This window comes from Rossellomorea marisflavi, from assembly GCF_022170785.1.
GTDB lineage: Bacteria > Bacillota > Bacilli > Bacillales > Bacillaceae_B > Rossellomorea > Rossellomorea marisflavi_B.
Genome location: NZ_CP081870.1, coordinates 4108483 through 4129759, shown reverse-complemented (window position 1 = coordinate 4129759; position 21277 = coordinate 4108483). Strand labels below are relative to the sequence as shown.

General features: G+C 48.5%; 17 protein-coding genes. 12 read left to right on the top strand and 5 right to left on the bottom strand.

Features of this window, described 5'->3' with window-relative positions:
- The first annotated feature begins 116 nt into the window (after positions 1-116).
- Complete coding sequence (locus K6T23_RS21270) at positions 117-1448, top strand: hypothetical protein (protein WP_056539993.1); 1332 nt, start codon at positions 117-119, stop codon at positions 1446-1448.
- A gap of 58 nt (positions 1449-1506) precedes the next feature.
- Positions 1507-2472: a class F sortase gene (locus tag K6T23_RS21265; RefSeq protein WP_238283259.1), complete on the top strand. Its 966-nt coding sequence runs from the start codon at positions 1507-1509 to the stop codon at positions 2470-2472.
- Between the two features lie 368 nt (positions 2473-2840).
- Here the strand turns inward: K6T23_RS21265 and K6T23_RS21260 are convergent, their stop codons facing one another.
- Both K6T23_RS21260 and K6T23_RS21255 read right to left on the bottom strand, forming a co-directional pair.
- Positions 2841-3533 (bottom strand): LrgB family protein, encoded by a 693-nt coding sequence (locus K6T23_RS21260; protein ID WP_238283258.1) that lies wholly within the window; start codon positions 3531-3533, stop codon positions 2841-2843.
- Positions 3506-3904 (bottom strand): CidA/LrgA family holin-like protein, encoded by a 399-nt coding sequence (locus tag K6T23_RS21255; protein ID WP_238283257.1) that lies wholly within the window; start codon positions 3902-3904, stop codon positions 3506-3508. The genes K6T23_RS21260 and K6T23_RS21255 overlap by 28 nt, the downstream gene beginning before the upstream one ends.
- Before the next feature lie 175 nt (positions 3905-4079).
- Here K6T23_RS21255 and K6T23_RS21250 point away from each other — a divergent pair, with 175 nt between their 5' ends.
- From K6T23_RS21250 to K6T23_RS21235, 4 genes are all read left to right on the top strand, one after another.
- On the top strand, positions 4080-4511 hold the full coding sequence (locus K6T23_RS21250) for a MarR family winged helix-turn-helix transcriptional regulator (RefSeq protein ID WP_048004724.1): 432 nt from the start codon (positions 4080-4082) through the stop codon (positions 4509-4511).
- Between the two features lie 66 nt (positions 4512-4577).
- On the top strand, positions 4578-5372 hold the full coding sequence (locus tag K6T23_RS21245; protein WP_079514120.1) for a MurR/RpiR family transcriptional regulator: 795 nt from the start codon (positions 4578-4580) through the stop codon (positions 5370-5372).
- A 127-nt stretch (positions 5373-5499) separates the two neighbouring features.
- Positions 5500-7059, top strand: coding sequence for a PTS transporter subunit EIIC (locus K6T23_RS21240; RefSeq protein ID WP_238283256.1), 1560 nt, complete (start codon positions 5500-5502; stop codon positions 7057-7059).
- Entirely contained in the window at positions 7056-8411 is a 1356-nt protein-coding gene (locus K6T23_RS21235) for a 6-phospho-alpha-glucosidase (protein WP_056539468.1), read from the top strand. Before K6T23_RS21240 ends, K6T23_RS21235 begins: the two co-directional genes overlap by 4 nt.
- Before the next feature lie 46 nt (positions 8412-8457).
- On the opposite strand, the gene K6T23_RS21230 is transcribed toward K6T23_RS21235, so the two are convergent.
- From K6T23_RS21230 to K6T23_RS21220, 3 genes are read right to left on the bottom strand one after another with little or no spacing between them, the layout of a single operon-like run.
- Positions 8458-9099 carry a DUF1266 domain-containing protein gene (locus K6T23_RS21230; protein ID WP_238283255.1) on the bottom strand — a complete coding sequence of 214 codons (642 nt, stop codon included), beginning with the start codon at positions 9097-9099 and terminating at the stop codon, positions 8458-8460.
- Positions 9100-9114: 15 nt separating this feature from the next.
- On the bottom strand, positions 9115-10590 hold the full coding sequence (locus tag K6T23_RS21225; protein WP_238283254.1) for a J domain-containing protein: 1476 nt from the start codon (positions 10588-10590) through the stop codon (positions 9115-9117).
- Positions 10587-12290: a molecular chaperone HscC gene (locus K6T23_RS21220; protein ID WP_238283253.1), complete on the bottom strand. Its 1704-nt coding sequence runs from the start codon at positions 12288-12290 to the stop codon at positions 10587-10589. Before K6T23_RS21220 ends, K6T23_RS21225 begins: the two co-directional genes overlap by 4 nt.
- Positions 12291-12945: 655 nt before the next feature.
- On the opposite strand from K6T23_RS21220, the gene K6T23_RS21215 reads away from it, so the two are divergent.
- The 6 genes from K6T23_RS21215 to K6T23_RS21190 are packed head-to-tail and all read left to right on the top strand — an operon-like array spanning position 12946 to position 21277.
- A complete protein-coding gene (locus K6T23_RS21215; protein WP_238283252.1) occupies positions 12946-14295 on the top strand; it encodes an aspartate aminotransferase family protein in 1350 nt (449 codons plus the stop codon).
- Between the two features lie 4 nt (positions 14296-14299).
- Positions 14300-15802: a pyridoxal phosphate-dependent decarboxylase family protein gene (locus K6T23_RS21210; RefSeq protein ID WP_238283251.1), complete on the top strand. Its 1503-nt coding sequence runs from the start codon at positions 14300-14302 to the stop codon at positions 15800-15802.
- 28 nt (positions 15803-15830) lie between these two features.
- On the top strand, positions 15831-17567 hold the full coding sequence (locus K6T23_RS21205) for an IucA/IucC family protein (RefSeq protein ID WP_420493515.1): 1737 nt from the start codon (positions 15831-15833) through the stop codon (positions 17565-17567).
- A 16-nt stretch (positions 17568-17583) separates the two neighbouring features.
- On the top strand, positions 17584-18108 hold the full coding sequence (locus K6T23_RS21200) for a GNAT family N-acetyltransferase (protein ID WP_238284494.1): 525 nt from the start codon (positions 17584-17586) through the stop codon (positions 18106-18108).
- The gene (locus K6T23_RS21195) at positions 18108-19490 is read left to right on the top strand and encodes a lysine N(6)-hydroxylase/L-ornithine N(5)-oxygenase family protein (RefSeq protein ID WP_238283249.1); all 1383 of its coding nucleotides are present in this window, start codon (positions 18108-18110) and stop codon (positions 19488-19490) included. The genes K6T23_RS21200 and K6T23_RS21195 overlap by 1 nt, the downstream gene beginning before the upstream one ends.
- Positions 19487-21277: an IucA/IucC family protein gene (locus K6T23_RS21190; RefSeq protein ID WP_238283248.1), complete on the top strand. Its 1791-nt coding sequence runs from the start codon at positions 19487-19489 to the stop codon at positions 21275-21277. The genes K6T23_RS21195 and K6T23_RS21190 overlap by 4 nt, the downstream gene beginning before the upstream one ends.

The following is a 21277-nucleotide window of genomic DNA, read 5'->3' as shown; positions in this document are numbered from 1 at the left end:
AAAATATAAAAAGTTTTTAAAAAAAGTGATCCAAATACAAAACCCTCTCGTTATCTTAGTGTAAATATAAAAAACCAGGATAAAAGGAGAGGAATACATTGAAAAAATCAAAGCTAATGAAAAAAATCGCAGCACCTGTACTGGGGCTATCCCTACTGGCAGCACCGACAGCAAGTTTCGCAGCAGAGCAACCGACAGCCGTCACTCCGGCATCCGACTTGCGCTCCACTCTTGATCAACTTCTATCAGAGCACTTTGTGCTAGCGGTTGACGCAATGGTAAAAGATTATAACGACGCACCGGACGAAAAACAAGCCATGAAGGCACTGGATGACAACGCCAAGGATATGACGCCGGCGATCGAATCCATCTACGGTGAAGAAGGAGCGAAGGAATTCGAACGAATCTTCCGCGGACATAATGCTTACTCAGAAGACTTCGTAAAAGCCGCTCAATCTGGTGATGAAGATGCGAGAATGGCCGCTGAAAAAGAAGTGGATGAATTCGTAGAAGAGTTCTCGACTTTCCTTAGCACAGCAACGGAAGACAATCTTCCTAAAGATGCAGCCGCTGAAGTCCTGAAGGCACATGAAGAAGATGTCCTTAACGCATTTGATGCATATGTAGAAGAAGACTACAAAGGCTACTTCTCTTCATTCCGCGAAGGATATGACCGTATGTTCGACATCAGTAAAGCTCTTTCAACAGCAATCGTGACGCAAATGCCAGACAAATTTGAAGGATCAAAAGCCGATTCTGCAGCAGCTGATCTTCGTTCTACCTTGAACAACCTGGCAGCAGAGCACTTTGCACTTGCAACAATGGGAATGCAAAAAGGCGTTGACGGAGCAGCTGACTATGACTTCGCCAACTGGGCTGAAGATGAGCACACAAAAGACTTCAAAGCAGCCATCGCTTCCATCTACGGAGATGAAGGTGCAGCACAATTCGAAAAGATCTGGACTGGTGAGCACATCAATGCCCAATCTGATCTAGTAGCCGCTGTATTGGCTGATGATAAAGAAAAAGAAGAAGCAGCACGCGAAAGCTTGAGCATGTTCTCTGAAGACTTCGGTAACTTCCTTGGAACAGCAACAGAAGGAAATCTACCTGCTGAAGATGCCATCGCAGCAGTAAAAGGCCACGAAGAGCAAGTATTGAAAGCATTCGATGACTACTTGGCTGAAGACTACGATGCAAGCACTGCAGACTTCCGTGAAGGATATGCGTACATGTTCGGAGTAGGTAAAGCGCTTGGAGATGCCATCGTGAAACAAAACCCTGATATGTTCGCAGGTTCCGATATGCCATCTGCTATGCCTAACACAGGTATGGGTGGAGCTGCACAAGACTCTAATGCACCAATCATGGCTTGGACAGCGGGAATCACTGCTCTACTAGCAGCTGGAGTATTCCTTATCCGCAAAAAAGTATCAAACCAACAATAATTAAATGAAGAGAGAAGGGCTTTACCGCTCTTCTCTTTTTCCTACTAGAGGTGAGAAGATGAAAAAGAGACTATTGACCGTATTGACTGTCATGCTCCTCAGCATCATAAGCTTCCAGGTGTTCGCCCAAGAAAATACCACACCTCAGCAGACCTCAGAGAAAAAGCAGGTGAAAGCTGAGAAAGAGACAAAGCAAAAGACGAGACCGATTGGCCACAAAGGGGAAGAATTTGTTCTTCTTGACTCTTTACAGAAGAAGAAAGCCGAGCTGGAAGAACAATTAAAGGTTCAAGAAGAGGGAATTACCCCCGTAAGGATCCAAATCCCGAGCATGGATATCGATACCAAGGTGATCCCTGTCGGATTGAAGGAATCCGGTGAAATGGATGTTCCGGAGTCTACAGAAGTGACCGGATGGTATGACCGCGGTCCAAAGCCGGGCGGGAAAGGAAGTTCCGTCGTGGCAGGGCATGTCGACAGTAAAAAAGGTCCCGCCATCTTCTTTTACCTGAAGAACATCGAGGTCGGGGAAACGATTACCCTTACCGACGAAAACGGTAATGAGCGCACGTTCAAAGTAAAATCAAAAGAGAGCTATCCTTATAATGACGCACCAATCGAAAAGATTTTCGGTTCATCGGATAAACGGAAGCTCAATGTCATCACCTGTACCGGTACGTTCGATCACGATAAGCATGAGTATCCAGATCGGTTGGTTGTGTACACCGAGCTGATCAGTGAAAAGCAGAAGCAGGAAGAGAAAACGCCTGAGGCGCCGACCGACGTCACCCAGGAATCCAATGTCATCAACTGGCACGCCGTCCGTGCAGACGATGTCATCGGCTACCGCGTCTATAAAAAATCTGCTTCTGAAGAAGAGTACACCCACGTAGCAAGCATTTCTGCCCATGAACGGAAAAGCTTCTTCGATGAGAATCATGAAGAGGGTGACTCTTATTACGTCACCACCGTCAACATCCAGGAAAACGAATCCAAGCCATCTGAGAAGTTACCTGGCGAATAACGGATAGAAATATAGAAAACCATTAAGAGAAAAACGGCCGATTACTAGAGTGAACCTCAAGTAATCGGCCGTTTTATTGTTTTTAGGAAGTAGGTTATGTGAAGCTAAAGGACTTTTAATATGGTGCATATATGAGGTGAGTCGCTACAACGATCAGAATTACTGAGTGGATTGGAGCGGAAGGCGCTTGACTCCTGCGGGAAAGGAGGAAAGCAAGCGCCTGTAGCGAAAAGGAACGGACTTTGTCTTCATTCATCCTTCATTTAAAAAATGCAAAAACCCCTTATATAGAAAGGGTGAGTGTGCACGCACACCACCACATCTACAAGGGGTATCATGAACAGGCCATGCTCTCAGCTTCGTCAGCCTCAAATCTGGAACAGCCATACTGCAAGAGGTCCGATGACGGAGCCGAGGAGGGCGCTAAGGGTCATGGAGACAGAGCTCATGGAGACGGAAAGCTCGCCATATTCCATGGCCTTTGAGGTACCAAGAGCATGGGATGCACTTCCGAGGGCGATGCCTTGTCCCATTTTGCTTCGGATCCGTACCCATTTGAGGATCATCGGTCCGAGGATGACGCCTGAGAATCCTGCCACCATGACGAAGACGACGGTCATGGCCGGTACGCCGCCGATTCCTGAGGCGATCTGAATCGCTACAGGCGTCGTGATTGATTTAGGGATGATGGAAAGGATCAAGTCATGATCCATCCCAAGGATCCGTGCGAACAGGAATCCACTCATCATGCCAGTGAGAAGGCCTGCCAGGACTCCTCCGATGATGGTCAAGCTGTACTTCAGGATGACGTCCCTCTGCTTATAGAGTGGATAGGCGAGGGCCACGACACCTGGGCCGAGCAGGGAATGAATCCACTGTCCACCGACCATGTAGTCTTCATAAGGAATATGGAAGCCGACAAGGAGACCGACCACCATGATTGTGGAGGTCAAAACAGGGATCAGGACGGGAAGGGAGAAGCGTTTATAGATTCCCGCCATGACGATGTAGATTCCCACGGTTGCCGCAATACTTACGATTGTGAGCAGGAATTGCTGCATCGTTTTTCCTCCTTCCGATTTGATCTTTTCTCAAGGAGCTGGCTCGCGTGTCCGGCTACAGCGATGGTCACGACGGTACTGACGATGACAATCAAGAATAAGGCGGCTCCGGTTGGTGATACAAGACCCGGGTAGTTCATGACGCCCGCCATGGCAGGGATGAATAATAGGGGAAGGATGGACAGGAGGAAGCTTGCTCCGTCTTCCACGACCACAACCGGGACGACTTTGATTGCAAGGCACAGAAGGAGAAGGAGCAGACCGAGGATGCTCCCTGCAATCGGAAGGTCCAATGCCTGTTGAATCCAACCTCCTGCAAAGGAAAACACATATAAAATTCCGACTTGTAAAATAATGCGGAGTACTTTCATAACGTCGCTGTTAAAACAGCTTTGAACCCTTCTTTCACGTAAGTTTTCGGTAAGAAAACGCTTTACAAATCAGCGAATTGCTTGTACGATACAATTAATATATTTGTATTATACAAGCATTTGGTCATTTGTCAACGAATCTGTCAGGTTTCATACCGAAAAGGAGCGAAAAAATATGGATGAATTAAATCCTCTTGAGCGTGTTGAATATGAATTGACGACCTTTATCCGAAGAGCCGTCTACCTTGATCAGTCTGAACGGAAGATTGGATTTCTGGAGCGTGCTTCCTATCTACTCCTTCGGCAGCTCGATGAATTCGGACCTTCACGGGTCAAAGATCTCGCCGATTCCTTCAAGCTTGATATTTCTACATTATCCCGACAGGCAGGCGGGTTGGAGACGAAAGGACTCATCCAGCGCTTCGCCGATCCAAGTGACGGGCGCGTCAGGATGTTCAAGATCACAGAGCTCGGCAAAGAGAAGCTTGAAGCAGATAAGCGATTGAGGCTGGAACGCTACAATGAATGGATGGACGGCTGGAGCGAAGATGAACGGGGGCTCTTCGGTGAATTTCTTACCAGGTTGAACAGGGGATTTGTTGATTGAGGCCTAAACGTGAGAAAATAGGGGTACTGAATATAGGTCTGCTATCACAGAAAGGTACGAGTGAACATGAAAAAAACAGAGAAATTGTTTTTGGATTATGCAAGTGATCACGATTTGAACCCCTCGGAAGAAGAAATCCTCTCCTTCCTCATCGAATCACATGATAAAGGAGAACAGCTCAGCATCCGCAGGGCGGCGGATCAGCTGTTCGTCTCCACCACCTCCATCATCCGCCTGTGTAAGAAGCTCGGATTCAGCGGTTATAGCGAATTCATCTTCAACCTGGGCTTGAAGGTGAAAAACATGCAGGATCCCGGTCCTGCCACCAGCCTTCACGATCCCCTCGTCAGGAAAAAGGAAGAGTTCCTTTCCAATGCCCGTTGGACCCTTGATTCCATCGGGGAAGACAGCATCAAACAATTCCTCGATGAATTGAAGCAACACAACCTCATCTACTTCTATGGAGCCGGATTCTCCACCCTGTTCTCCAATTACCTTGCAAAGAAGCTAGAGCTTTACGGGTACTATGTGTCCAACACGTCCACTAGTGACAGCCGGGCGATTTTCTTCAATAACATCCAGCGCTATAACCTCTTGATCATTTTTTCACGATCCGGGGAGACGGGCAAGGTCATTGAAAAGGTGCAGATCGCCAAGGACAAAGGCCTTAAGACCGTCCTCTTCACGGGGAATCGTCAAAGCACGACGGCTGCCCTTGCTGATATCGTCTTCCCCGTCTTCGATCCCACAATCGAGTCGCAGCAGGAATTCCAGGTGACTTCTTACGAGTCCAATATGTTCATGCTGATCGACATCCTCCTGAGCCTCGCCATTGAGCAGGGAATCATCGAAGAATATTAGATGTAACATGTTACATCTTTTGTTCACACTGTACAGATTCCCTGTAATCCCTTACATCATCCGGTTATCCGCGCTATACTTTGGATGTAAATGATAGCGTTTACTTATAAGGAAAGGAAGGCTGCACATGAAAAGAGTCGTCAATGGTCTTCAAACATTTGGAAAATCATTATTTGCACCGATCTTGATCCTCCCGATCATCGGTTTGTTCATTGCTTTCGGAAATGTGTTCGGGAATGGGAATCTTGCGGAGTACGTCCCTTTCCTCGCACATCCCTATATACAAAACTTCGGGACATTCATCTCGTCTTCAGCCGTATCGATCCTTCAGAATCTGGCGCTGATCTTCGCCGTCGGGATTCCCATCGGTCTTGCCCGGAAGGATAAGGGATATGCCGCTCTCACAGGGCTTGTCACCTTCGTGATCTTCATCAATGCCATGCACCAGGTATTGAAGATCTCAGGCAATCTTGTACCTGCTGAAGAGATGCAGCTTGCGGGACAAGCCATGGTCCTGAACGTACAAGTCCTTGAAATGGGCGTGTTCGCCGGTATCCTGATCGGGGCGCTTGTAGGAATCCTTCACAACAAATATTGTGACACAGAATTCAAGGGTGTCTTCTCCATCTACTCCGGACATCGCTTCGTCGCCATCCTGGCGATTCCGAGCGCTATGATCCTCGGCTTCCTGGCCGCTGAATTTTGGCCATATGTCCAAAACGGGATTACAGCCATGGCCGGAGGGATCAAGAGCCTTGGGGACGTCGGTTTCTTGATTTATGGATTCCTTGAGAGGATCCTCATCCCAACGGGTCTCCACCACTTGGTCTATACGCCATTCCTTTACACGGAGCTAGGCGGAACGTCGACAGTGGCAGGGGAAGTCGTCTACGGGGCACGGAACATCTACTTTGCGGAAATGGCCGATGCAAGCACGAAGGTGCTGAGCAGCACGGTGAACTGGGATGCCAGGGGACTTGCAAAAATGTTCGGTCTCATGGGTGCGGCCCTTGCCATGTATGTAACGGCGAACAAGGACAAAAAGAAAATGGCCAAGGCCATCCTGCTTCCGGCAGCCGTCACGTCATTCCTTCTCGGGGTGACAGAGCCGCTTGAATTCGCCTTCTTATTCACGGCGCCGATCCTGTTCGTCGTCCATGCCGTCCTCACAGGAGCGGGCATGATGCTCCTGAATGTATTTGGGGTCCATGCCATCGGGGCAAACGGCATCATCGACTTCCTGCTCTACAATCTGCCCCTCGGTACGACCAAGTCGAACTGGCCGATGTTCATCCTCGTCGGACTGCTCATGTTTGCCGTGTACTTCGTCGTCTTCCGCTTCTTGATTCTGAAGCTTAATTTGAAGACACCGGGTCGCGAAGAAGAGACAGAGACTCCCGTAGAGGAGAAGAGCGCTAGCGCTGCTTCACCTGGAACCGCAGCACCTCTTGGGGAAACGATCGTTGCCGCCCTTGGAGGCAGTGAAAATATCGAAGCCGTCGACAACTGCTATACCCGTCTTCGCCTTGTCGTGAAGGATCCGGGAGTGGTCGATGAGCAGAAGCTAAAAGAAACGGGCTCTAAAGGAGTCATCAAGTCAGGTAACAACGTACAGGTAGTCTATGGTCTGAACGTGAAATCCGTAAGGGATCAAGTCGATCAAAATCTAGGAGGAATGCAGCTATGAAAACATATAAACTAGCAATTGCAGGTGGAGGAAGCACATATACACCAGGGATTGTAAGAAGTCTGATGGACCGTCTGGAGGATTTGCCACTCGAGGAAATCAGGTTCTACGATATTGATGGTGAACGACAATCGAAGGTCGTCGTGGCAGCAACAGCTGTGATCCGTGAATACTCCGATTCCATCAAGGTCCTTGATACGACTGATCCAGAGACGGCCTTCACGGACGTGGACTTCGTTTTCGCCCAAATGCGGGTAGGGAAATATGCCATGAGGGAACTAGATGAAAAAATCCCCCTCTCCCATGACGTGGTAGGACAAGAAACATGCGGACCGGGTGGACTGGCGTACGGTCTGCGAACGATTTTCCCGATGGTGGAGCTGATCGATTTTGTTGAGCAGTATGCGAAGAAGGACTGCTGGATCGTGAACTATTCGAATCCGGCTTCGATTGTGGCTGAAGGGGTAAGGAAGCTACGTCCTGATGCACGCGTCCTCAATATCTGTGATATGCCTGTCGCCACCATGAGGAATATGAGTGCGATCCTCGGGGTTGAGCGGGATGAGCTGAAAGTGGACTATTTCGGGTTGAATCACTTCGGCTGGTTCACCAGGGTGGAAGTGGACGGCGTCGACCGCCTTCCTGAGCTTCGGAAGCATGTGAGTGAGCATGGCCTCCTGACAGAGGACGTATCGAAGATCGACTATCGACATGCGGATGCGTCATGGATCAAGACGTTCAAGAACATCCAGCCGATCATGGACTTCTTCCCGGATTATCTGCCGAATCCATACCTTCAATATTATCTGCTGCCGGAATACATCGTGGAGAATTCCAATAAGGAATACACCCGCGCCAATGAAGTCATGGATGGACGCGAGAAATCACTGTTTGAAACCGTCAGGAAGTATGAAGAGACGGGAGTCCTTGAAGACGCGTTCCACGTGGGCGTTCACGGCATCTTCATCGTGGATGTGACAGTCTCCCTTGCACAAAACCTGGGAGAACGCCATCTCGTCATGGTGGAGAACAACGGGACGATCCCGAATCTGCCTGCTGATGCCATGATCGAAGTGCCTGCCTCCATCACGAGTGATGGTCCGGTACCGGAATATGTAGGAGAAATCCCTTATTTCCATAAAGCCATGATCGACCAGCAGCTTGCCTCTGAAAAGCTCCTGGTGGAAGCCATCACAGAAGGATCCTATGAAAAGGCACTGCAGGCCTTCACCCTTAATAAAACGATTCCTTCAGCCATCGTGGCGAAAAGGATTCTCGATGATCTCATCGAAGCCAATAAAGGATACTGGCCGACCCTGAACAAGTCTTTCTCTGAAGGGATATTGGTTTAATTCAATAGAAAAAGCGCATGCCGAGGGCATGCGCTTTTTTTGCTTACTAGACTAGATTCGTATTCCAGCTGATCTTTCTTAGTGGGCTATGGTGCGCTGTCAGGATCCTGGTCAGCATGACTTGCTGACTCTTCATGAAGGCTACTGAAGCTTCTTCGTTTTCTTTATTGAATTCTCCTCCTGCCGAGTGGGAGATCAAGAAATCGCTCCACTTGGAGAAGTCCTTTTGTGCCCTTCTACCGGCTTGGCAGCCATATTCATATGCGTCCTCGCTGGTTATATAATCTGCCATCCAGGCATTTTGAGCGAACATCGTACAGAACCCATAGTCCGTTCCTGCAATGGTTTTACTACTCAATTTGTGAAGGTACCGGTTTACGACTTTGTACTGATTCCGTGTCTTTTCGTCCTCGAGGGAGGAGATCCACTGCTCCCTGTCAGGGGCTGAGATGAATAAGAGGGTATTCTTCATACGATCGAAATCCTTGCGCAATCCTTCTTCCAGGAACCATTTCAGTTTGGCATGTGCCGTTTCTGCATCCACGATCCCCCAATATTCCAGGAGTTTTTTTGCCCGGTCCTTTGTAATATCAAGGGGGTTATAATGCAGGACACTATAATAAGCAAGATCTCCAGTATAGTTCAAGGAAGCCACTAGATTCACAAATCGTTTCTGTTCTTTATTCATGGACATATCTCCTTTCTAACCCACCAATGACCGTCTGACTCGATTCCACCGCTTTACAATCTTTCTGAGAGACAGGAGAAGGATCGCAGTCCAGATAATGGTCCAGATAATGGTGGAGGTAGGCTGTCTGTACTCAGAGCCCATGCTGAAGATCGTCACCAACGTAAACCCAACGCGATTCATATGAATCTCTTCAGCTAATTTCCCGAGCTGATGCCAGCTTACAAATAAAAAGATACAAGAAAAGATCATACCCCATCTGAATTGGCTCCATAAGAACACTGCGAATTTCTTACCCGGGGAATACAAATATAATTCCGCTTCGATATCTTTGGTGGTAGAGTCGAATTTTCCGGGATCGTTCCTCATGATCCGGTGGATGTTCGCCAGGTACACAAGGACTTCAGAATCTCCAATAGGATCGATGTGCTTGACCTTTTTAAATACCCTGCGGGCTTCCACAAGCTTTTTCTGCTTGAATAAGACCTTCCCGTAAAGGTTCAGGAAGTCCGTGTTTTCCGGTTCCAACTCTATCAGATAAGCAAGGACGGCGGCGGATTCCTCATAGGCGCCATCTTCGTAGAGGGCACGCGCCGAGGATAGCTGGGCATCCAGGTCATCGGGATCGAGCTTCGTTACTTCCACGAGGTGAGGAAGAGCGTGCTTCACCCGTCCTTGGTGGAGATGAAGCTGCCCGAGGAGCTTATGGACATCGGGATGATGGTCAAAGAGTGAAAGTGCCGTTTTCGCGTGTGCTTCAGATGCTTCGAAGTCTCCTTTGAACCATTCATCGTAAGCAGACTCAAGGGCATGGAAGAAGGCCTCATGATCCATTTCCTCACCGATGGTCCAGTCATAGCGTAGAGCCGGAAAATAGCCGATGCGCCGCTCATAGAAGCGGTAGAAATGTTCGGCGTCCTCCTCATCAAGTGAATGGTTTCCTTCCTTCAGCATCTGCTGCCAGCCGAACTGATTTTCAAGGAGGAGCCAGATCCTCTTCGGAAGGAGACAGTGATGCCAGATGAAAAAGAGCATTTCTTCGCTCACCCGCTGTTGAAGCTCCATATTCCATAGTACATCTTGATCAAGGAGATCCATCCAGCGCCCCTCATCGAGCCTTGCTTCAAAGTCGTCGTACAGGGCCTCGACCTGATCAAGGAGCAAAGCAACGTCACTCAAAGGCTCATGAAGGGAGCTGATGTGATCGGGGAAGAGACTGGTGGCAGGGACATACTCTTCGTCTTCTGTGATTGCATCTTCCGGGATGTCCATTTCCATTTCCGCTTCGTCCGTTGTCGCGAAGGCTGCTTCCTTTTCCGCGCGTTTTTGCTGTTTCACCAGCTTGGTGATGCTGTCATAGGCTTCCCTCAGGTTCTGATACCCTTCAGGATCGTCTTCAGGGTGATGATTCTTTAACTGCCTGGAGTAGGCTTTCTTTATGACGGAGAGGTCATCCGTCGGTTCGATGCCGAGTATTTCCCACTGTGTCATAGATTATTCCAGCTTTCGAATTGGTCTAGTGCTTCTTTGAATTCAGCCGATGCGCGCTTGATGAGTTGATCATCCTGGGTTCCAAGGGCCATTTCGAACTGTTCGATGGCTCTTGCAATCACACCCCGTTTGTCTCCGAGTGCCTCCTCATAGAGGCGTTCTCCGCGGGCGACCAGAAGTCTGTTCTCCGTCCGCTCACGGGGGTGGATCTTGATGGTGGCAAGCTGCTCCATCCGTTTCTGCATTTCCTTATCGGACAGGCCGCTGTCGCTTTGTTCGATGATCATATTCTTCTTCTCCCCGGTACTGAGGATGGTCACCTCCACCTCGAGAAGACCGTTCACATCATACGTATAGCGCACGTCTACTTCTTCCTTTCCGGCAGGACCGGGTGGGATATCGACTTTCAGTGAGCCTAACTTCAAATTGTTCTCCACCATGCGGCTTTCCCCTTGATAGACTTCAAGGGTGATCGTCTTTTGCTGATCCGCGATCGGGGCCAATCGTTCCACACGGCTGACCGGAATCGGGGTGTTCCTCTCGATGATGGGGAAGAAATGACCGTCAGTGTACTGATCGTAGCCCACCTGTTTGGAAATCGCCGTTCCGAGGGAAAACGGACATACATCTGTCAGGATCAGTTCCTGGACGGCTTCGTTCCGCTCTTTCAGGGCTACTTGCACGGCTGTACCGAGAGCGACAGCTTCATCGGGATGGATGGTCAGGAACGGGAGCTTGCCAAACATCTTGCTCACTGTCGATTTGATGATTGGCATCCTGGTGGCTCCACCGATGAGGATGATGGCGTCAATCTCATCCACCATGAGATCCGCGTCGCGAAGGGCCCGTTCGATCGGTTTTCGGAGCTTCAGCATGAGGGGCTGGCAAAGCTTCTCGAATCGCTTCCGATCCACTTCCATTTCCCGCACCCGTCCGTTCGCCTTGAGGGTCATGGTACATGACTGATCATTCCCTGATAGTGCTTTCTTGCATTCCTCCGCTTGTTTAAAGAGGAGGGAGAGTTTCTGGGAATCGAGTTCTTCCACCTTGAGACCTTCCGATTGCAGAAAGGCATTCATGAGGATGGAAGTGAAGTCCTCTCCGCCTAGGAAGTTATCGCCGGCCACCGACTTCACTTCCATGACCCCTTCGAACAGCTCGAGGATCGAAACGTCAAAGGTCCCTCCCCCAAGGTCGAAGACGAGGAATTTCGTATCTTCCTCCTCCTGGTGGAACCCGTAGGCGATGGCAGCGGCCGTCGGTTCACTGATTAGGCGTTCTACCTGCATTCCGGCCATTTCTGCCGCCTGTTTGGTTGCTTTTCTTTGTTTATCATTAAAATAGGCCGGTACGCTAATGACGGCTTTAGATACATCTTCACCAAGATGACTCTCCGCGTCCCGCTTCAATGATTGAAGGACGAAAGAAGACAATTCAACGGGGGAGAGGGTGTACGATCCGAGCTTGTAAGCCTTTTGCGTACCCATATGGCGTTTGAATGCGGCCACGGTCAATTGTGGGTGGGTAATCAGTCTTTCCTTCGCTACGTGACCAACAAGAATTTCTCCCGATTCATCCACACTGATGATGGAAGGGGTCAGATGGCTCCCCAGTACATTTGGAATAAGTGCTGGACCGTCCTCGGTCCAGTAGGATACCAGACTATTGGACGTGCCCAAGTCAATGCCGATCGTCGTCATAGTTCTCTCTCCTTTTTCAGTCAGATCAGTGCAGGTCACTGATCATTTTTTTATCGTCGGGATTGGCATACCCCTTAAATGGAAAAGATGGGACGTGTATACCACTAAATAGTTTACTAGAATAACAATTGATATGGATGATTCATATGACCTTTGTTGGATTAGGACAAAAGGATTATTTTACAATTAATAACAGAAATTTATACCCTTAATGACCCAGGTGTAAACCAATGTTTTGGGAATTTTATGATAATTAGGATGTCTGATGGTGTTTAAAGGTAATTGAGTTCATAAGTAAGATTTGATTCCATTGTAGACTCTCAAATCCGACCACTGTCTTGAGTAAAGTCGGGATATTTATGTTCTTCCAACTTATTTTCACCACGAACTAGTACAATCTACCTTTCTTTTACATTCGAGAATCTCCCTCATCCTTTTAAAAATGAAATCATTCAAGGTATAGAAGAATCTATTAAAATACTGATAATGCTGGTTTTTATCCGTTTGTTGTTCAAAGGGTCATAGAGGGGAGAAAAGATTCAGATGATTCAATACGATGAGAATCGTTATCAATTACTTATTGACAATGAGAATCATTATCAACTAATATGACGTTGTAAGCAGTTACTCAGCCATTATTGAAAGGGAGATGACTATGACGATCCAACAATTGTTGTCCAATCAAGCGTTACTCAATCAGCAGGAGAGAAGAGAATCCAATGCCCGCTCCTATCCGCGCAGGATCCCCCTCGCCATAAAGGAGGCAGAGGGTGTCCATGTGACAGACATGGAAGGGAAAATGTATATTGACTGTTTGGCAGGAGCTGGAACACTGGCGCTCGGACATAATCATCCCGTCATCATCGAAGCTATGGAGCGAGTGATACGCGATAAGCGGCCTTTACATACATTAGATCTGACCACTCCGGTCAAAGAAGAATTTATCACTGAGCTATTCTCATTCCTTCCAGAAGGATTCAGGGAAAGAGCGAAGATTCAATTTTGCGGTCCTACAGGTGGAGATGCCATCGAAGCGGCAATGAAGCTTGTAAAAACGGCAACGGGAAGGCAAAGCATCCTGACTTTCCAAGGAGGATATCACGGTGCGACGCACGGAACGATGGCGATTTCAGGGAATCTAAGTCCGAAGAAAGGGGTTCATGGACTCATGCCGGATACTCACTTCCTTCCGTATCCATATACCTACCGTTGCCCTTTCGGAGTAGGTGGTGAGGCGACCCATGAAATCAGTGCACGGTACATCGAAAACCTTCTTGATGATCCGGAAAGCGGCATCCTTCCACCCGCTGCCATGATCCTTGAGACCGTACAGGGAGAAGGGGGTTCCATACCAGCCCCGATCAAATGGTTAAGGGAAATGAGGAGGATCACCAGGGAAAGGGGCATTCCCCTCATCATTGATGAAGTACAGACCGGCATCGGCCGTACAGGAAAAGTTTTCTCATTCGAGCATGCTGGGATCGTTCCAGATGTGATCGTTCTCTCAAAAGCAATCGGTGGAAGCCTGCCCCTATCCGTGGTTGTGTATGACAAAGACTTGGACGTATGGGGACCTGGAGCACATATCGGCACGTTCAGGGGCAATCAAATGGCCATGGCAACGGGTACGGCAACCCTCCGCTATTTAAAGGAGAATCAGCTTGAGAAACATGCAGCACTACTCGGTGAATCCCTTTTGGCCACGCTCTCAGAGCTTCAGGAAGACGTTCCCCAAATCGGTGAAGTGAGGGGAAGGGGGCTGATGGTAGGGGTTGAGATCATTGATCCGACCCTCCCTGCTTCATCTTCCGGCAGTCATCCTGCCAATGCCGAGCTTGCAAGCCGTATCCAGCGCGAATGTTTCGAGCGTGGTTTGATCCTTGAAGTTGGTGGAAGGCAAGGAGCGGTCGTCCGGTTCCTTCCACCCTTGATCATCACACAAGAGCAGCTACGGGAAGTGATGAGCATTTTCCGCGATGCCGTATTGGCATCCGTTGAGAGGTAGAGAGATGAATAGAACCGAATTCGATCCTTACTTCCTTCATCAAGGGGAAAAAGGGTTGCACGCATATAAAGCCGGTATGACGCTTCTTACGGAGGAGCTCACAGCGCTATACAAAAAGATTGATCGTCCATTTCGCGGAGGAACACCTGACGCTCTTCAAAGACAGGTTGAAGGTGTCTTGTCGTTCACCCAGGATGGTCAGGCATTCGAAGATGTTTTGAGAGAGATCGAGGGTCCGGTCCTTCAAAGCAGTCTTCATGTCTCTCATGAAAGGAGCATGGCCCACCTCCACTGTCCTCCACTCTTACCGGGAATCATGGCAGAGAATATCATTGCTGTTTTGAACCAATCCATGGATTCGTGGGATCAAAGCCCTTCTGCGACCTATCTGGAAGAAGGCATGGTGGATTGGTTGAAGAGGTTGATAGGATACCCTGAAGGTTCTGATGGAGTGTTCACAAGCGGAGGGACCCAATCCAATTACATGGGGCTACTATTGGCGAGGGATTCCTATTGCTTCAAGATGTGGAAGCATGATGTGAAGAAGGACGGGCTGCCTGAAGGGACACATCGGCTCCGGATCCTATGTTCGGAGGACGCCCATTTCACTGTCAAAAAATCAGCTTCACAGCTCGGTCTTGGGGAAAAAGCAGTGGTCACTGTGCCCAGTGACCGAGCACAGCGGATGAGCATGACCGATTTGCAAAGGATTCTCAAGGAGTTGAAGGGAGAGGGCCTACTTCCCTTCGCCCTTGTGGCTACATGTGGCACTACGGATTTCGGTAGCATCGATTCCCTTCAAGCATCTGCAACGATAGCAAAAGAGTATGAACTATGGCTTCATGTCGATGCCGCATTCGGAGGAGCACTGCTGCTCAGCGATAGGCACCGAACCAAAGTGGATGGGCTGCAATACGCTGACTCCATCACCATTGACTTCCACAAGCTATGGTATCAGCCCATCAGCTGTGGAGCGTTCATGGTAAAGGCTCGTGAGTCATTTCGCTTCATCGCCCATCACGCCGCCTATCTTAATCCGTTGGAAGATGAGTATGAAGGAATCGAAAATCTGGTGAATAAATCCGTACAGACGACGCGGCGATTTGATGCATTGAAGATTTATTTGTCCTTGAAGGTAATTGGACTCAGGCGGTTTGGCGAGATGATTGATCATACGCTGGAACTTGCCGGCTACACAGCAGAACTGATAAGGAACATGGATCATTTCGAACTGAAAACACAACATCCCGAAATCAATACGGTGGTGTTCCGGATACGTCCCCTTTCTTTGAAGGAAGAAGAGGTGAATGGTCTGAACAGGTCAATCCAGCAACAGCTATACCAAGACGGTGGTGGCGTAATAGCAAAAACATCGGTTGAAGGGGTAACCTGCTTGAAACTGACGCTATTGAATCCGAGAACGTCCAAAGACGATATCCACCAACTGTTGTCAGATATCGAACGGAAGGCACGACAATTCACGAATGGAGGTAAAGCCCTTGTATGATTCGAAACGTATAGCCGAAAATGCCACAATGCAAAGTTTCCTTAATTGTTATTTAAGGGAGACAGGGAATTACGAATGTACCGATGTGTTCGACTCCTTTTCCCAACACGTTTTCATCTCGAAACTCTCCATCCAGAAAATCGACCTGGTATTGCCTCTTGAGTACTGGTCATTGACGGATCGACATCTCTTCTCCTTTCCGATCTACTACAGGGTTCAAGGAGAAGGCGATCTACAGCCCCTGGATTATGTCACTCTAGTTACTTTGATTGTAAAAGAATTCCTCCTTGACCAGCAATGCAAAGAGGCAGAGGATGAATTGATCTATCGCGTCATCCTCAGCTGCAGGAGCATCCGTAACTACGTGGAGGGGCGACTTGAAGATGGTGAATCCCTCTCCCGTTCTGATGTGGACTTCATAGAGGCGGAACAATCCTTATTATTTGGTCACCTCCTTCACCCAACGCCCAAGAGTAAGCAGGGATTGACAGAGGAAGAAGACAGACTGTACTCGCCAGAAAGGAAGGGAGAGTTCCAACTCCATTATTTTGCAGCCGATGAGGATCTTGTTGTCCATGATTCAAGCCGCCCTGAAACGGCGGTTTCCATCATCATCAATGAGCTGAAGGACGGCGGTGTGGATGAAGAATGGATTGATCAGCTCGTCAATGAAAAAGGAAAGGTACTAATTCCTGTTCATCCCCTACAAACAAAGGAGCTGTTGTCTAGGCCCGAGGTACAGGAACGGATCATGGGGGGGAATCTGGAATACATCGGTCCACTTGGGCGTGTCTATACGGCTACCTCCTCCTTAAGGAGCGTGTACGCCAAGCAGTCGCCCTATATGTTCAAGTTTTCGGTACCTGTGAAGATCACCAATTCTTTACGAATCAATCAGGCAAAGGAGTTGGCCAGGGGGGTGGAGGTGTCAAAACTCCTTCAGACAGACCTCGGAAAAGCACTGAAAGGGCACTTTCCTGACTTCAACATCATCGAGGATCCCGCCTACATCAATCTTGAATCCAGTGAAGACATTTCCGGTTTTGAAGTCGTGATAAGAGATAACCCCTTCAGGGAGGATGCGGGAAGTACCAGCTTGATTGCAGGCCTGTGCCAGGACCATCCATACGGAGGAAAGCCCCGCATCCACTCCATCATCACGGAGATTGCCGTCAGGGAGGGGAGGACAGTGGAACAAGTGAGTGAGGATTGGCTCTCTCGTTATCTATCCATCTCATTGGATCCGATGATGTGGTTATTCTCTCACTATGGAATCGCCTTGGAAGCACACCAGCAAAATTCCCTTGTCACCCTGAAGGAAGGATATCCGCATCGTTTCCACTATCGTGATAATCAGGGGTATTACTATAGCCGTTCGAAAGCAGGGAAGCTAGCCATTCTTCACCCTGGGATCAGTGCCATCAGCGATACGACTTGCGACGATGATGTGGCGGAAGAAAGATTTAGATATTACTTCTTCTTCAATCACCTCTTTGGACTCATCAATGGTTTCGGAGTAAGCGGGTTGATTGAAGAGGAGAACTTGATCAGGATTCTGAGAACAGCTTTGAAAAAACATGAAGGAAGCATGTCGGGGGGCTTGGTGGAAAGTCTCCTCTATCAGCCAGTCCTGCCTTGTAAGGCCAATCTCCTTACCCGGTTCTATGACATGGACGAACTAATCGGTCCGATGGAATCTCAGTCGGTCTATACCATGGTGCGCAATCCAATTGCCCATGAAGTGGAGGTCCGGCATGGTGTATGACGTATATGAACCGAAATTGCACAAAACAATTTCGTTCAGAAAAGCAGGACTTGATGATATTGGTTTGGTTCATACGTGGATGAATGAAGATCACGTCCATCCTTTCTGGCATCTGAACGTCCCTTTACCTGAGTTTCGGACGCATTTTGAGAAGGCTCTGTCCGATGGGCACCAGGCTCTATATCTTGGTATGATCGACGGGATCCCCATGAGCTACTGGGAGGCCTATTGGGTCGAAGGTGACGTATTGCAAGGAACGTATCCGAACCACCCTTATGACCAAGGGGTCCACCTCTTGATAGGGGACAAGCGTTTTTTAGGGAAAGGACTTGCACTTCCCTTGCTAAAGGAGATGGTCCGCTTCCTTTTTGAAGAATCAAAGACGGTAAAAGTGATGGCAGAACCGGATATCCGGAATGAGAAGATGATCCACGTGTTCAAAACATGTGGTTTCATCCCTCTTAAGCCGGTGCAACTACCTGATAAAACCGGACTGCTCATGTCATGTGATCGCAAAGAGTTTGAAAGGAGATGGTCTTGATGAGGGGGATTTTGGATGTAGTCGGAATCGGAATTGGTCCATTCAATCTCGGACTTGCGGCCCTTTTGGATGGAAAAGAAGAGGTGGAAGCTGTTTTTCTTGAACGAAAGGGGTCATTTGATTGGCATCCGGGAATGTTGATTGACGGGACGACCCTCCAGGTTCCTTTTCTTGCTGACCTTGTCAGTATGGTCGATGTAACCAACCGGCACAGTTTCCTTAACTACCTACAAGAACATGGGCGTCTCTATCATTATTACTTTCTTGAGAAGTTCCATATCCCCCGTAAAGAATATAATCACTATTGCCGCTGGGTAGCAGAACGATTACCTTCCTGTCGATTCTCCATGGAAGTGGAAGTGGTCATACCGGTTGATCTACCTGACGGGGAGAAGGGGTACAAAGTGTCTGCGTGGGACCACGGGTCCGGACAAGAAAAACATTTTATGACTCGCCATGTGGTCATGGGGATCGGATCCGTTCCGTCTATACCAGATCCTTGCAAGGAAATGCTTAATGATCGGATCTTCCACTCATCTGAATATATTTTTTCTAAATCCTGCCTGAAAGGGAAACGTTCGGTGACGGTAATCGGATCCGGGCAGAGTGCAGCCGAGGTTTTTCTTGACGCGACCCGGCTCCAAGAAGAGGAAGGATTCTCGCTGAATTGGTTTACAAGGTCGGACGGATTCTTTCCGATGGAGTATTCCAAGCTTGGACTGGAGTATTTCTCACCGGACTATACGAACTTCTTTTATCACCTGCCCCAGGAGAGAAAGGACGAACTCTTGAAAGGTCAGGGCTTACTATACAAAGGAATCAGTGCAGGGACAATCGCTGATATTTATGATCTGCTCTATGAACGATCCATTGGAGGGGTAAGGCCCCCCATCCATCTTCAAGCGATGACAGAAATCACGGGAATAGGGCAGGCCGGTAGTCGGTACGTTCTGGAAGGCTTTCATCATGTGAAAAAGGAGGCATTCTTCATAGAGAGCGATGTCATCATCCTTGGTACAGGTTACAAACAGGCGGAACCATCCTTCTTATCTGCAATGGATCAGAGCATATGGCGAGATAGCCATGGGAGATTCGGAATTACGGAAGACTATCGGTTACGCTCCGCTTCGGGTGAGGCTACCGACATTTTCGTACAAAACGGTGAGTTGCATACCCATGGTGTGGGTGCACCGGACCTTGGCCTTGGAGCCCACCGGAATGCCATCATCATCAATCAGATCGTCGGTCGGGAGGTTTATCCGATCCGACAGAAAAATGTGTTCCAGTCGTTCGGCATAGGGGATCCATCAGGACAGGAAGATGGATCTCAGGAAACGATCAACTCATTTGAAAGGAAGGATCAGAAATGGACAATCATATGAAATCACCATCCGCTTTAACAAGGGGAAATTGGGAACGGGTCAATCGGAAGCTGGTTGCCAAGATGCTTTCAGAATATATGTATGAGGATATGATCCACCCTGATATTAAGACGGACGGCTCTTTGATTCAGTGTGAGCTGAAAGTTTCTGAAACAAGATACTACCGTTATCAAGCGGAGAAACGATTGTTTGATAGCTATGATGTTAAAGAGGAGACAATCGAGGTCTTAGAATCAGGAGAGGTGAGAGGAGCCACGTACGCAGTCGGGCTGCTCATCGATCTTCAAGGGCTCATCCCCATGTCACCTGAAACCGTCGGCCATCTGATCAAAGAGCTGAATGCAACCCTTATTGCCGATGCCCACATACTTGAATGTCAGGAGGTATCGTCGGATGAACTCATTCATGAGGATTACGCCCTCTTGGAAGGCTTCATGACAGGGCACCCTTGGATCACGTATAACAAAGGCAGGATCGGCTTTGGGTACGATGATTATGTGAAGTATGCACCCGAACAGCAGAAGGAGATCCGATTATCCTGGATTGCCGTTAAGAAGGAGATGGCGTCATTCCAAGCTGTCCAAGGGGTGAGCTATGATAAGCTAATTTCTGACGAGCTATCGAAGGAAGAAAGGGAACGGTTCGATGAAAAAGTGAAAGCAGCCGGAGGGCAGCCAGACGACTACTACTATATGCCTGTACACGAGTGGCAGTGGAAGGAAGTGTTGGTCCAGCAATTCCCGCAAGCACTTGCCTTCAAAGAAATCATCCCACTGGGCAAAGGGGATGACGATTATCTCCCGCAGCAGTCGGTGAGGACATTCGTCAACGTGACCAATAGGGACAAACACCATGTCAAACTACCGATGAGTATATTAAATACCCTTGTGTACAGGGGCTTACCGTCTGAACGGACCTTGGTCGCTCCCCAAGTGACGGAATGGATCAAAGGAATCGCTGAACAGGATCCTTTCCTCAGGGATGAGTGCAGGGTCATCCTTCCTGGTGAAAATGCCAGTATGAACGTCGATCATCCCGACTATGTACATGTCGAAAAAGTTCCGTATCATTATCTCGAAATGCTTGGGACCATTTGGAGGGAGAGCATCTATACATACTTGGATGAAGGCGAACAAGCCATCACGTTGGCAGCTCTTCACTACGAAGACCGGAATGGAAAACCTTATGTGAAAAGTTTGATCGAGGATTCTGGTTTAAGTACGGAGAAATGGTTGAAGACATTTTACCAGGTCGTCATGGACCCCCTTCTGCATTACTTGTATCAATATGGTACGGTCTTTTCCCCTCATGGACAGAATACGATCCTGGTCCTGAAGGATTCCGTCCCTCATAGACTGGCCATCAAAGATTTCGTGGATGATGTCAATATGACGGATCAGCCGTTCCCTGAACTGGATGAATTAACGGAGGAACTTAAGCGTGTATTGAGGAGCGAGCCACCAGAAGGATTGACACAATTCATCTTCACGGGATTATTCATTTGTCATCTGCGCTACATGAGCAATATCTTCGTCAATCACAACTTGATGGAGGAAGAAACCTTCTGGGCCTTTCTTGCAGAAGCCATCATTCATTATCAACACCGATTCCCTTCGTTAAAGGAGCGTTTCGAGCTGTTTGACTTCTTTAAGTCGGAGTTGACAAAGCTTTGTCTGAACCGCAACCGAATGGTTGACTATGGATATGCTTCAGGAGATGATCGGCCGCATGCTTCTGAATTCGGATATGTAAAGAATGCCCTGGCATTATTCACTGAGCGGGTGTAA

Bases quoted from the DNA above. Each gene is read 5' to 3' on its own strand.
- K6T23_RS21235 (WP_056539468.1), top strand. From the start codon at position 7,056: ATGAAAACATATAAACTAGCAATTGCAGGTGGAGGAAGCACATATACA.
- K6T23_RS21205 (WP_420493515.1), top strand. From the start codon at position 15,831: ATGCAAAGTTTCCTTAATTGTTATTTAAGGGAGACAGGGAATTACGAA.
- K6T23_RS21210 (WP_238283251.1), top strand. From the start codon at position 14,300: ATGAATAGAACCGAATTCGATCCTTACTTCCTTCATCAAGGGGAAAAA.
- K6T23_RS21250 (WP_048004724.1), top strand. From the start codon at position 4,080: ATGGATGAATTAAATCCTCTTGAGCGTGTTGAATATGAATTGACGACC.
- K6T23_RS21190 (WP_238283248.1), top strand. From the start codon at position 19,487: ATGAAATCACCATCCGCTTTAACAAGGGGAAATTGGGAACGGGTCAAT.
- K6T23_RS21260 (WP_238283258.1), bottom strand. From the start codon at position 3,533: ATGCAGCAATTCCTGCTCACAATCGTAAGTATTGCGGCAACCGTGGGA.
- K6T23_RS21245 (WP_079514120.1), top strand. From the start codon at position 4,578: ATGAAAAAAACAGAGAAATTGTTTTTGGATTATGCAAGTGATCACGAT.
- K6T23_RS21220 (WP_238283253.1), bottom strand. From the start codon at position 12,290: ATGACGACGATCGGCATTGACTTGGGCACGTCCAATAGTCTGGTATCC.
- K6T23_RS21195 (WP_238283249.1), top strand. From the start codon at position 18,108: ATGAGGGGGATTTTGGATGTAGTCGGAATCGGAATTGGTCCATTCAAT.
- K6T23_RS21270 (WP_056539993.1), top strand. From the start codon at position 117: ATGAAAAAAATCGCAGCACCTGTACTGGGGCTATCCCTACTGGCAGCA.
- K6T23_RS21225 (WP_238283254.1), bottom strand. From the start codon at position 10,590: ATGACACAGTGGGAAATACTCGGCATCGAACCGACGGATGACCTCTCC.
- K6T23_RS21240 (WP_238283256.1), top strand. From the start codon at position 5,500: ATGAAAAGAGTCGTCAATGGTCTTCAAACATTTGGAAAATCATTATTT.
- K6T23_RS21265 (WP_238283259.1), top strand. From the start codon at position 1,507: ATGAAAAAGAGACTATTGACCGTATTGACTGTCATGCTCCTCAGCATC.
- K6T23_RS21215 (WP_238283252.1), top strand. From the start codon at position 12,946: ATGACGATCCAACAATTGTTGTCCAATCAAGCGTTACTCAATCAGCAG.
- K6T23_RS21230 (WP_238283255.1), bottom strand. From the start codon at position 9,099: ATGAATAAAGAACAGAAACGATTTGTGAATCTAGTGGCTTCCTTGAAC.
- K6T23_RS21255 (WP_238283257.1), bottom strand. From the start codon at position 3,904: ATGAAAGTACTCCGCATTATTTTACAAGTCGGAATTTTATATGTGTTT.